This window comes from Bradyrhizobium sp. DOA9 (assembly GCF_000617845.2).
GTDB lineage: Bacteria > Pseudomonadota > Alphaproteobacteria > Rhizobiales > Xanthobacteraceae > Bradyrhizobium.
The window spans coordinates 74,421-86,532 of sequence record NZ_DF820425.1 but is presented as its reverse complement, the minus strand read 5'-3'; the positions used below and the strand labels follow the sequence as shown (position 1 = coordinate 86,532).

The 12,112-nt window shown below is 65.8% G+C and carries 10 protein-coding genes; 9 read left to right on the top strand and 1 reads right to left on the bottom strand.

All coding sequences use genetic code 11. The features are described 5' to 3' along the window. Nucleotides 1-193: 193 nt before the first annotated feature. From mobB to BDOA9_RS00325, 7 genes are all read left to right on the top strand, one after another. Nucleotides 194-721 (top strand): molybdopterin-guanine dinucleotide biosynthesis protein B, encoded by a 528-nt coding sequence (gene mobB, locus BDOA9_RS00355; protein WP_025031962.1) that lies wholly within the window; start codon nucleotides 194-196, stop codon nucleotides 719-721. Nucleotides 722-730: 9 nt separating this feature from the next. Then, a complete protein-coding gene (locus tag BDOA9_RS00350; protein WP_025031961.1) occupies nucleotides 731-1,987 on the top strand; it encodes a molybdopterin molybdotransferase MoeA in 1,257 nt (418 codons plus the stop codon). Between the two features lie 47 nt (nucleotides 1,988-2,034). Then, nucleotides 2,035-2,268 (top strand): sulfurtransferase TusA family protein, encoded by a 234-nt coding sequence (locus tag BDOA9_RS00345; protein WP_025031960.1) that lies wholly within the window; start codon nucleotides 2,035-2,037, stop codon nucleotides 2,266-2,268. A 296-nt stretch (nucleotides 2,269-2,564) separates the two neighbouring features. Continuing rightward, entirely contained in the window at nucleotides 2,565-4,271 is a 1,707-nt protein-coding gene (locus tag BDOA9_RS00340; protein WP_025031959.1) for an NADH-ubiquinone oxidoreductase-F iron-sulfur binding region domain-containing protein, read from the top strand. Further along, complete coding sequence (gene fdhF, locus BDOA9_RS00335; protein ID WP_025031958.1) at nucleotides 4,268-7,036, top strand: formate dehydrogenase subunit alpha; 2,769 nt, start codon at nucleotides 4,268-4,270, stop codon at nucleotides 7,034-7,036. Before BDOA9_RS00340 ends, fdhF begins: the two co-directional genes overlap by 4 nt. Before the next feature lie 172 nt (nucleotides 7,037-7,208). Next, a complete protein-coding gene (gene ybaK, locus BDOA9_RS00330) occupies nucleotides 7,209-7,682 on the top strand; it encodes a Cys-tRNA(Pro) deacylase (RefSeq protein WP_025031957.1) in 474 nt (157 codons plus the stop codon). Between the two features lie 18 nt (nucleotides 7,683-7,700). Next, nucleotides 7,701-8,786 (top strand): HupE/UreJ family protein, encoded by a 1,086-nt coding sequence (locus tag BDOA9_RS00325; protein WP_025031956.1) that lies wholly within the window; start codon nucleotides 7,701-7,703, stop codon nucleotides 8,784-8,786. Between the two features lie 13 nt (nucleotides 8,787-8,799). On the opposite strand, the gene BDOA9_RS00320 is transcribed toward BDOA9_RS00325, so the two are convergent. Further along, on the bottom strand, nucleotides 8,800-9,474 hold the full coding sequence (locus BDOA9_RS00320; protein ID WP_025031955.1) for a GntR family transcriptional regulator: 675 nt from the start codon (nucleotides 9,472-9,474) through the stop codon (nucleotides 8,800-8,802). A 142-nt stretch (nucleotides 9,475-9,616) separates the two neighbouring features. Here BDOA9_RS00320 and tcuA point away from each other — a divergent pair, with 142 nt between their 5' ends. Together tcuA and tcuB are read left to right on the top strand one after the other, a co-directional pair. Beyond that, nucleotides 9,617-11,008: an FAD-dependent tricarballylate dehydrogenase TcuA gene (gene tcuA / locus BDOA9_RS00315; RefSeq protein ID WP_025031954.1), complete on the top strand. Its 1,392-nt coding sequence runs from the start codon at nucleotides 9,617-9,619 to the stop codon at nucleotides 11,006-11,008. Continuing rightward, a complete protein-coding gene (gene tcuB / locus BDOA9_RS00310) occupies nucleotides 10,995-12,095 on the top strand; it encodes a tricarballylate utilization 4Fe-4S protein TcuB (RefSeq protein ID WP_025031953.1) in 1,101 nt (366 codons plus the stop codon). Before tcuA ends, tcuB begins: the two co-directional genes overlap by 14 nt. Nucleotides 12,096-12,112: the final 17 nt, after the last annotated feature.

Below are 12,112 nucleotides of genomic sequence, written 5' to 3'. Positions count from 1 at the left end.
ATGACATTCGGGTCAAGCCGATATAAGCATGGCCGGGAAAGGGCAAAATGCCTCCGCTCGTCATTGCGAGCGAAGCGAAGCAATCCAGAGTCTTTCCGCGGCGGCAGTCTGGATTGCTTCGCTGCGCTCGCAATGACGCGGAGGGACCGGGGTTCCACAAGGGACCTGGGTCGTTCGCGGACACGGAGCTGACATGAAAGTCATCGGCCTTGCGGGCTGGAGCGGGGCGGGCAAGACCACGCTGTTGACGCGGCTGATCCCGCATTTCAACGCGCAAGGCCTGCGCGTCTCCGTCATCAAGCATGCGCATCACCGGTTCGACGTCGACGTGCCCGGCAAGGATTCCTGGCGGCATCGCGAGGCCGGCGCGGCCGAGGTGCTGGTTGCTTCATCGAATCGCTGGGCGCTGATGCATGAGCTGCGCGGGGCGGCGGAGCCGCGGCTGCCGGAGCTGCTCACGAAGCTTTCCGCGGTCGATCTCGTCGTGGTCGAGGGCTTCAAGCGCGAGCCGCATCGCAAGATCGAGGTGCATCGTGCCGCCAACGGCAAGCCGCTGCTGTTTCCCGACGATCCCGGGATTGCCGGGATTGCGACCGACGTCGCGATTGACACGAGGCTCCCGACTGTCCATCTCGAGGATATCGAAGGCGCTGCGGCATTGATGCTGCGGGCGGCGATGCCGGTCGAGGAAGCTTTGGCAAGAAGCGCCGCGATACGCTGACGAGGTACCATGGCGCAACTGTCGGACGATTGCTTTGCCTTCGGCGGCCCGATGATGTCGGTCGACGAAGCCGTCGGCCTCATCACGACGCGCGTCAACGCGATCGTCGATCTCGAGACGGTGGCGCTGGTCGATGCGGACGGGCGCGTGCTCGCGCGCGATGTGGCCGCGCCTTTGCCGCTGCCGCCGTTCACCAACTCCGCCGTCGACGGTTACGCCGTGCGCAACGCCGACCTTCCGGCAAGCGCAGAGCAGGCCTTCCCGCTCGACGGCCGCATCCAGGCCGGCGGCCTTGCGCAAGCGCCGATCAAGCCCGGCCACACCGCGCGCATCTTCACCGGCGCGCCGATGCCGCCGGACGCGCAGACCGTCTTCATGCAGGAAGACGTCCGCATCGACGAGTCCGGCAGGATCGTGCTGCCGCCGGGGCTGAAGCGTGGGGCCAATGTGCGGCCCGCAGGCGAGGACATTGCGCAAGGTCAGGTCGCGCTCCGCGCCGGCCAGCGCCTGCGGCCGCAGCATCTCGCCCTTGCCGCTGCGTTCGGCCTGACCAGGCTCGACGTCGTCAGGCGTATCCGCGTCGCCGTGTTCTCGACCGGCGACGAGCTGGCATCGCCCGGCGAGCCGCGCGCCGCCTCGCAATTGTTCGATTCCAATCGCTTCATGCTGATGGCGATGCTGCGGCGGCTCGGCTGCGAGGTCAGTGATCTCGGTATTCTGCGCGACGAGCGAACGTCGCTGGCGCGCGGCCTGAAGCAGGTTGCAGGCGGCCATGACCTGATCCTCACCACCGGCGGCGTCTCGACCGGCGAGGAAGATCACGTCAAGGCGGCGGTGGAGAGCATCGGCTCGCTGGTGCTGTGGCGGATGGCGATCAAGCCCGGTCGTCCCGTGGCGATGGGCATCATCGACGGCACACCGCTGATCGGACTGCCCGGCAATCCCGTCGCGAGCTTCGTGACTTTCGTCCACGTGGTGCGACCGACGGTGTTGGCGCTGTCGGGCGCCTTGCCGGAGCCGCTCTTGCCGATCCCGCTGCGCGCGGCGTTCACCTACAAGAAGAAGGCCGGGCGGCGTGAATATGTGCGCGTCTCGCTGCGGCGCGCGCAGGACGGCGGGCTCGAGGCGATCAAGTTCCCGCGCGAAGGGGCCGGGCTGTTGTCCTCGCTGGTCGAGACCGACGGCCTCGTCGAGCTCGGCGAGGACATCACGAATGTCGAGCCGGGGCAGGACGTGGGCTTCCTGCCCTACGCCAGCCTGATCTGATCCCGCCTAACGTTGACGCAGCCGTTCCCCGTCGCCATGGTGCGGCCATGACCAGGACGACACTCGATCTCACCGGGCTGAAATGCCCGCTGCCGGCGCTCAAGACGCGCAAGGCGCTCAAGCCGCTCAAGGCAGGCGACCAGCTCGAAGTTCACTGCACCGATCCGCTCTCGGTGATCGATATCCCCAATCTCATTCGCGAGACCGGCGACAAGGTCGAGATCACCGAGCGCAACGAGGCGCGCATCGTGTTCGTGGTCGAAAAGAGCAACGCCCCGTAGAAAGGGGAATGTTCACGGCGGCGGCCTTTGTGCCCCCGCTGCAGCCTTGGAGGGGGCATTCGATAGGACTTCGCTATCGCAGCATGGGACACCTTTATTGATCTCCCGACCAATTCGGGCTTCGTTCCATGATTGGCGCCGAACACAACGCCCTCAAGGGCAGCGTCCAGGGTTGCCTTGGGCTCCGCTTGAGCCGTGCAGCTAACCGCTTCCACCAGCGCGATAATTTTCTTGGCATCTGGCATGCCAGGAGTTAGAAGTGGAGCCGTTCTGAAAGACGAGATCGAGACGACGAGATGAGCCACGAGGACGTGCACAAGGTCCGCTCCTTCGAGCATCCCGGTGAGGGACGCCGACGCGCCAAGGCGACCCCCAAGGGGCGGCAGGTCGATCCCACGGCCGCGCACGAGATCGAGCTGTTGCTCGGCGACAGGCCGCGGCGTCGCGATCTGCTGATCGAATATCTGCACCTGATCCAGGACAAGTACCATCAGATCTCGGCCGCGCATCTGGCCGCGCTCGCCGACGAGATGAAGCTCGCCTTCGCCGAGGTGTTCGAGACCGCGACCTTCTACGCGCATTTCGACGTGGTGAAGGAAGGTGAGCCCGACATTCCCCCGCTGACGATCCGCGTCTGCGATTCGCTCACCTGCGCGATGCTTGGGGCTGAGAAGCTGCTCGAGGATCTGCAGAGTGCGTCAGGTCCCGGCATCCGCGTCGTGCGCGCGCCCTGCGTCGGCCGCTGCGACACAGCGCCGGCCGCCGAAGTCGGGCACAATTTCGTCGACCACGCCACCGTCGCCAACGTCATGGCGGTCGCAAAGGCCGGCGACACGCACGCGCATCTGCCCACATATACCGAGTACCATGCTTACGTCGCCGATGGCGGCTACAAGCTGCTCAACCGCCTGCGCTCCGGCGAATTGTCGAAGGACGATCTCCTGAAAGCGCTCGACGACGCCTCGCTGCGTGGCCTTGGCGGCGCCGGCTTCCCCACCGGCCGCAAATGGCGCGCGGTGCTCGGCGAGCCCGGCCCGCGGCTGATGGCGATCAACGGCGACGAGGGCGAGCCCGGCACGTTCAAGGACCGCTATTACCTCGAAACCGATCCGCATCGCTTCATCGAGGGCATGCTGATCGGCGCGCATGTGGTGCAGGCCTCCGACGTCTACATCTACCTGCGCGACGAATATCCCGCTTCGCGCGAGATCCTCGAGCGCGAGATCGCAAAGCTGCCGCCGGGCGGCCCGACGCTGCATATGCGCCGCGGCGCGGGAGCTTACATCTGCGGCGAGGAATCCTCGCTGCTGGAGAGCATCGAGGGCAAGCGCGGCCTGCCCAGGCACAAGCCGCCTTACCCGTTCCAGGTCGGCCTGTTCGGCCTGCCGACGCTGATCAACAACATCGAGACGCTGTGGTGGGTGCGCGATATCGTCGAGAAGGGCGCCGATTGGTGGAAGGGCCATGGCCGCCACGAGCGTCACGGCCTGCGCAGCTTCTCCGTCTCGGGCCGCGTCAAGAACCCAGGCATGAAGCTGGCGCCCGCCGGCATCACCGTACGCGAGCTGATCGAGGAATATTGCGGCGGCATGGCGGATGGCCATCAGTTCTACGCCTATCTGCCGGGTGGTGCGTCCGGTGGCATTTTGCCGGCAGCGATGGACGACATCCCGCTCGATTTCGGCACGCTGGAGAAATACGGCTGCTTCATCGGCTCGGCTGCGATCGTGATCCTCTCGCACAAGGACAGCGTGCGTGCGGCTGCGCTGAACCTGATGAAATTCTTCGAGGACGAGAGCTGCGGCCAATGCACGCCGTGCCGCGTCGGTACGCAAAAGGCGGCGCTGCTGATGCAAAGGCCGGTCTGGAACCGTGCCTTGCTGGAAGAATTGAGCCAGGCGATGCGCGATGCCTCGATTTGCGGGCTCGGACAGGCGGCATCGAATCCGCTGTCCTCCGTGATCAAATATTTCCCTGACGAGTTCAAGGAAGCGGCCGAATGACCAAGATTACGTTCGAGCTCGACGGCAAGCAGGTCGAGGCCAAGCCCGGCGAGACGATCTGGCAGGTCGCAAAACGCCAGGGCCGCGACATCCCGCATCTCTGCTATTCGCCGGCGCCGGATTATCGCCCCGACGGCAATTGCCGCGCCTGCATGGTCGAGATCGAGGGCGAGCGCGTACTGGCCGCATCCTGTAAGCGCACGCCGTCAGTCGGCATGAAGGTGAAGACCGAGAGCGCCCGCGCGACTGCTGCGCAAAAAATGGTGATGGAGCTGCTCGTCGCCGACCAGCCGGCGCGCGAGACCAGCCACGATCCGGAGTCGAAGTTCTGGCAATGGGCCGAGACCACCGGCGTCACGGAGAGCCGTTTCCCGGCCGGCGAGCGCTGGGCCACCGATGCCAGCCATCCGGCGATGCGTGTCAATCTCGACGCCTGCATCCAGTGCGGCCTGTGCGTGCGGGCCTGCCGCGAGGTCCAGGTCAACGACGTCATCGGCATGGCTTATCGTAGTCACGGCTCGAAAATCGTGTTCGACTTCGACGATCCCATGGGCGAGTCGACCTGCGTTGCCTGCGGCGAATGCGTGCAGGCCTGCCCGACCGGCGCCTTGATGCCGGCCGTCATGCTCGACGACAAGCAGACGCGCGTCACCTATGCCGACAAGAAGGTCGATTCGCTCTGCCCGTTCTGCGGCGTCGGCTGCCAGGTCACTTACGAGGTCAAGGACGAGAAAGTGATCTATGCGGAAGGCCGCGACGGGCCCGCCAACCACAATCGTCTCTGCGTGAAGGGCCGCTTCGGCTTCGACTACATCCATCATCCGCATCGCCTGACCAAGCCGCTGGTGCGGCTGCCGAACGCGAAGAAGGATGCCAACGACCAGGTCGATCCGGCCAATCCGTTCACGCATTTCCGCGAGGCGAGCTGGGAAGAGGCGCTCGACATCGCCGCCAAGGGCCTCGTCAAGATCCGCGACGAGAAGGGCGTAAAGGCATTGGCCGGCTTCGGCTCGGCCAAGGGCTCTAACGAAGAGGCCTATCTGTTCCAGAAGCTGGTGCGCACCGGCTTCGGCTCCAACAACGTCGATCACTGCACGCGTCTGTGCCACGCTTCGTCGGTTGCGGCGCTGTTCGAAGGCCTGAGCTCAGGCGCGGTGTCGGCGCCGTTCGCCGCGGCCATGGACGCAGAGGTCATCGTCGTGATCGGCGCCAATCCGACCGTGAACCATCCGGTCGCCGCGACCTTCATCAAGAACGCAGTCAAGCAGAACGGCGCAAAGCTGTTCGTGATGGATCCGCGCCGGCAGTCGCTGTCGCGCCATGCGACCAAGCATCTGCAGTTCAAGCCCGGCTCCGATGTCGCCATGCTGAACGCGATGATCAACACGATCATCACCGAAGGCCTCACCGACGACCAATACATCGCCGGCTACACCGAAGGCTTTGAGGACCTCAAGGAGAAGATCAAGGAATTCACGCCGGAGAAGATGGAGCCGATCTGCGGCATCCCGGCGCAGACCTTGCGCGAGGTGGCGCGCACCTATGCGCGCGCGAAATCCTCGATCATCTTCTGGGGCATGGGCATCAGCCAGCATGTCCACGGCACCGACAATGCGCGCTGCCTGATTGCGCTGGCGCTGATCACCGGCCAGGTCGGCCGTCCCGGCACCGGCCTGCATCCGCTGCGCGGCCAGAACAACGTGCAGGGCGCCTCCGACGCCGGTCTGATCCCGATGTTCCTGCCGGACTACCAGCCGGTCGGCCGCGACGACTTGCGCGGGGCCTTCGAAAAGCTCTGGCAGCAGGATCTCGATCCCGTCCGCGGCCTGACCGTGGTCGAGATCATGAACGCGATCCATGCCGGCGAGATCAAGGGCATGTATATCGAGGGCGAGAATCCCGCGATGTCCGATCCCGATCTGCAGCACGCGCGTCAGGCGCTCGCGATGCTCGATCATCTCGTGGTGCAGGATCTCTTCGTCACCGAGACGGCCTTCCATGCCGACGTGATCCTGCCGGCCTCGGCCTTCGCCGAGAAGGACGGCTCCTTTACCAACACCGATCGCCGCGTCCAGCTCGCGCGTCAGGTGATCAAGCCGCCGGGCGATGCGCGTCAGGATCTCAGGATCATCCAGGAGATCGGCAAGCGCATGGGCCTGCCGTGGAATTATGCCGGACCAGGAGACGTCTTCACCGAGATGGCCGAGCTGATGCCGTCGCTGAAGAACATCACCTGGGAGCGGCTGGTGCGCGAAGGCGCGGTCACCTATCCGGTCGACGATCCGAACAAGCCCGGCAACGAGATCATCTTCACCACGGGCTTCCCGACCGCGAGCGGCCGCGGCAAGATCGTGCCGGCCAAGGTGATCCCGCCGGACGAGATTCCCGACGACGAATATCCCATGGTGCTCTCGACGGGCCGCGTGCTGGAGCACTGGCACACCGGCTCCATGACCCGCCGCGCCCAGGTGCTCGACCAGATCGAGCCCGAGGCGGTCGCGTTTATGTCGCCGAAGGACATGCGCAAGAAGAAGCTGGTGCCCGGCGACTTCATTCGCCTGGAGACGCGCCGCGGCGCCGTCGAGGTCAAGGTCCGCTCCGACCGCGACGTGCCGGAGAACATGGTGTTCATGCCGTTCTGCTACGCGGAAGCCGCTGCGAACCTGCTCACCAACCCGGCGCTGGACCCGTTCGGCAAGATCCCGGAATTCAAGTTCTGCGCGGCAAGGGCCGAGCGCGCCGAGATGCGGGACGCGGCGGAGTAGGGGACGTCATGGGTGGGGCGCATGGTGCCCACACCGTCATTGCGAGCCAACGGGTCCGCGCGAAGCGCGGCCCGATGACAGGCCCCGCGAAGCAATCCAGACTGCCTCGCCGGCGGGATCCTGGATTGCTTCGTCGCTTCGCTCCTCGCAATGACGGTGCTACATGTAACGCATGTCCAAAGTCACCCCCGCCACACGCGCGCTCACCGCCGCCGGCGTCGCCTTCACCGTTCACACCTACGACTATGATCCCGACGCCGAGAGCATCGGGCTGCAGGCGGCCGCCGCGCTCGGCGAGGACCCGGCGCGCGTCCTGAAGACGCTGATGGCGCTGGTCGACGGCAAGCCGGTCTGCGTGGTCGTGCCGTCCGACCAGGAGGTCTCGATGAAGAAGCTGGCCGCGGCGGCGAGCGGTAAATCGGCGCAGATGATGAAGCCGCCCGAGGCCGAGCGCGTCACCGGCTACAAGGTCGGCGGCATCAGCCCGTTCGGCCAGCGCAAGCCGGTACGTACGGTGATCGAGCAGAGCGCGCTTGCGCATGATCTCGTCTATCTCAACGGTGGCCAGCGCGGCCTGCAGGTGCGGCTCAAGCCTACCGATGTCAGGGATGTCCTGAAGGCGGTCGTGGCGGATGTGCTGGCGTGAGCGCGATGGAGCGGGATCATGAGGCGGCCAGTTCTGGCGCGGCTCGCGGTATTGCTCGGCCTCGCGTTTCCTGCGGAGGCACATGAGATCAACCTCGTCACGGCACGGGTGGCGCTGAGCCCCGATCGCACGGTCAGCGCCGAACTCGGATTGAAGGGCAGCGATGTCGATCGCCTGATCGGCACAAAGATCTATGATGCGAGACGGGACGCGGTCGATCCCGCCGCCGTCGAAGCGGCCAAGCCCGCGATCCTCGCCTATATGGGCAGGCATCTGGCCGTTACAGGAGGTGCCGAGGCCTGCTCCGCCGGAAATGCAGCGATCCTGGCGGACGGTGACGGCATCGTCTATCGCAACAGCTTCGCCTGTGCCGACGCTGCCGGCGATATCATCTATCGCTCCACCGTGCTGACGGAGAAAGACAGGACCGCGCGGCAGGTGGTGCTGATCGCGCAGGGCAGGTCCGAGACGCAGGCCTTGCTCGACGCCGACAACACGACGGTGACACTCTCGACGGCGCCGCCGTCGCTGTTCTCCACGATGCAGCGTTATCTCGTCACCGGCGTCGAGCACATCTTCCTCGGTTACGATCACGTCGCATTCCTGGTCGCGATCGTCCTGTGGGCGCGCCGGCTCATGCCGGTCGTCAAGATCGTGACCGCCTTCACCATCGCGCACTCCCTGACGTTGTCGCTGGCGGCCCTGAACGTCCTGGTCATCCCGAGCCGCATCGTGGAGCCCGCGATCGCGGCTTCGATCGTGTTTGTTGCGGTCGAGAACTTCTTTTCGCGCGACATCGACAAGCGCTGGCGCGTCGCTTTTCTGTTCGGCCTGATCCACGGCTTCGGCTTCGCCGGCGCGCTGCGCGAGATCGGCCTGCCATCCGATGCGATCGCGCCGGCGCTGGCCGCCTTCAATGTCGGTGTCGAGATCGGGCAGATCGCGATCGTCGCGCTGATGCTGCCGGTACTTGGCCTGCTGGACCGCGTGACCGCGGCCGGCCGGGAGAAGCCGGCACGAGCGGCAGGGCCGGTCTATGCCATGTCCGCAATGATCGGCCTGCTCGGCGGCTATTGGCTGCTGACGCGCGCCTTCGAGGCGTGATCCGGCAGGCGACCTACTGCTTCTGCAGCAGTTTCAACCGGCAGCGGAGAGCTTCGCGGATGTGTGCACGCGCGAGCTGCTCGGCCTTGTCGCCGTTACGGGCGGCGATCGCATCGATGATCTTCCGATGCTCGCCGTGGCTGGTCGTCGGGCGTCCCGCCACCGTGAAGGTGGTCGGGCCGAGCAGGGCGATCCAGTCCTGCAATTCCCGCGAGGCGTTGTCGAGATAGCGGTTGCGCGCGGCGCGGCAGATGGCCTCGTGGAAGGCGCGGTTGAGCCGTGCCATTTCGGCGGCCTCGGTCGCCTCGACGAAGGCCTGCTCGATATCCCTGAGCGCATCGATCTCCGGTGCTGAGGCGTGCCCGGCGGCGAGCCGCGCGGCGGCGCCTTCCATGATTTCGCGCATGACGTAGAGCTCGAGCACCTCGGAGATGTCGAGATTGCGGACGATCAGGCCGCGGCCGCCGGCGGGCTCGACGAAGCCGCGCGCGGCGAGGCGTCCCAGGGCTTCGCGAACCGGCGTGCGGCTCACTTTCAGCCGCTGTGCGACCTCTTCCTCACGCAGGCGGTCGCCGGCGCGGTAGCTGCCGGCCTGGAGCGCCTCGCAGAGCGAGCGAAACACCGCTTCGCCGAGCGCAACGCCGCCGCGTGCAATCATTCCACCTGAGTTCGCCGGGCGTCTGGCCATTGTCCCTCGACGCGTATCCTGCCCATGCAGAGATGCCGCTTGCATGGCTGTTGTATATCTTTGTATACAAAGGTGCGCAATGGCCATCGGGGAGGCCGCCTGCGGAAAGAATGTCTCCAATTTGGCCGTATCGGGCAACGGGATGAGCAGCAAATACGACGTGCTGGTGGTCGGCGGCGGCAATGCCGCTCTGTGCGCGGCGATCGCCGCGCGCCGCGGCGGCGCGTCAGTGCTGGTGCTGGAGGGTGCACCAAAATTCTATCGTGGCGGCAATACCCGCCACACCCGCAACATGCGCTGCGCCCATGACGCCACGACCGAAATCCTGACGGGCCCCTACACCGAGGAGGAGTTCTGGGAGGATCTGTTGCGTGTCACCGGCGGGCAGACCGACGAGGTGCTGGCGCGCCACATGATCCGCGAGTCCAAGGACATCCTGAACTGGATCGTGGAGCAGGGCGTGCGCTGGCAGCCCTCGCTCGGCGGCACGCTGAGCCTCGGCCGCACCAATTCCTTCTTCCTCGGCGGCGGCCGCGCGATGCTGAACGCGCTGTATCTGACTGCGGAGCGGCTCGGCGTCGAGGTCGAATACGATGCCGAGGTCACCGATCTCGTGATCGAGGACGGCATGTTCCTCGCCGCGCGCCTCAAACGGCCGGTCAAGGGCGAGACCGAGATCCGCGCCACCTCGCTGGTTGCCGCAGCCGGCGGGTTCGAGGCCAACATCGAGTGGCTGAAGCAATATTGGGGCGAGGCCGCCGACAATTTCCTGATCCGCGGCACGCCCTATAACCGCGGCTCGATCCTGAAGATGCTGCTCGACAGGGGTGTGCAGGAGGTCGGCGATCCCACCCAGTGCCACGCGGTTGCGATCGATGCCCGCGCGCCGAAATTCGACGGCGGCATCATCACGCGGCACGACTCCGTGGTGTTCGGTATCGTCGTCAACAAGCACGCCCAGCGCTTTTACGACGAAGGCGAGGACATCTGGCCGAAGCGCTACGCGATCTGGGGCCGGCTGGTCGCGGCGCAGCCCGAGCAGATCGCCTACATCGTCTTCGATTCCACCGTCTTGACCAGCTTCATGCCGACGCTGTTTCCACCGATCGCCGGCCAGACGATCGCGGAGCTCGCCGGCAAGCTCGAGCTCGATCCGGTCGCGTTGGAAAAGACCATCACCGAGTTCAACGCCGCCGTGCGGCCGGGGACCTTCGACCATACCATTCTGGATGATTGCGTAACCGAGGGCATCACGCCGCCGAAGACGCATTGGGCGCGCCGGATCGAAGTGCCGCCTTATCTCGCTTATCCGGTGCGGCCCGGCATCACCTTCACCTATCTCGGCACGCGCGTGAACAAGGAGGCGCGGATGCTGATGAAAGGCGGCAAACCGTCGGCCAACATGTTCGCGGCTGGCGAGATCATGGCAGGCAATGTGCTCGGCAAGGGCTATGCCGCCGGCATGGGCATGACCATCGGCAGCGTGTTCGGGCGGATCGCAGGACGGGAAGCGGCGAAACATGCACGGAACTAGGATTCTCGACGAAGCCGACCGTCTGATGACGGTCTGCAATTCCTGCCGCTATTGCGAGGGCCTGTGCGCGGTGTTTCCGGCCATGGAGATGCGGCGCGCCTTCTCGGACGGCGATCTAAACTATCTCGCCAATCTCTGCCATGCCTGCGGCGCCTGCTATGTCGACTGCCAGTTCTCACCGCCGCACGCGTTCAACGTCAACGTTCCGAAGACGCTGGCGGTCGCGCGCGCCGAAGCCTATGCAGCCTATGCCTGGCCGCGGGCGCTCTCAGGCACATTTGCGCGGAACGGCCTCGTCATCAGCATCGTCGCCGCGCTCAGCATGGCGGCATTCATCCTCGGCTTCGTGGCCGTGAACGACCGCGGCGTGTTGTTCGGCGTGCACACCGGGCCCGGCGCCTTCTACAAGCTGATGCCGCACAACGCGATGGTCGCGCTGTTCGGCGCCGCATTCCTCTACGCGATCCTAGCCCTCGTCATGAGCGTGCGTGCCTTCTGGCGCGACATCGGCACACCGATCGGCGGCCGCACCGATGGCAGCTCGATCTTCCAGGCGATCCGCGATGCCGGCGAGCTGCGATATCTCCATGGCGGCGGCGTCGGTTGCTACAACGAGGACGACAAGCCCACCGACCGGCGCAAGCTCTATCACCACCTGACCTTCTACGGCTTCCTGCTCTGCTTCGCCGCGACCTCCGTGGCGACGCTGTATCACTACCTGCTCGGGCGCGAAGCGCCGTATCCGTGGTGGGACCTGCCGGTGGTGCTGGGCACGCTCGGCGGCATCGGCCTGATCGCCGGGCCGATCGGCCTGTTCGCCGCCAAGATGCGGCGCGATCCGGCGCTGCTCGACGAGTTCAGCTACGGCATGGACGTCGGCTTCATCGCCATGCTGTTCCTGACCGGCCTCACCGGAATGCTGCTGCTGGTGCTGCGCGAGACCGCCGCGATGGGCCCGTTGCTCGCACTGCATCTCGGCGCCGTGTTCGCGTTGTTCATCACCATGCCCTACGGCAAGTTCGTGCACGGCATCTATCGCTTCGCCGCGCTGGTGCGCTACGCACAGGAGCGGCGGACGGCCGCGTGACTCGCGCGCCGCCCGTC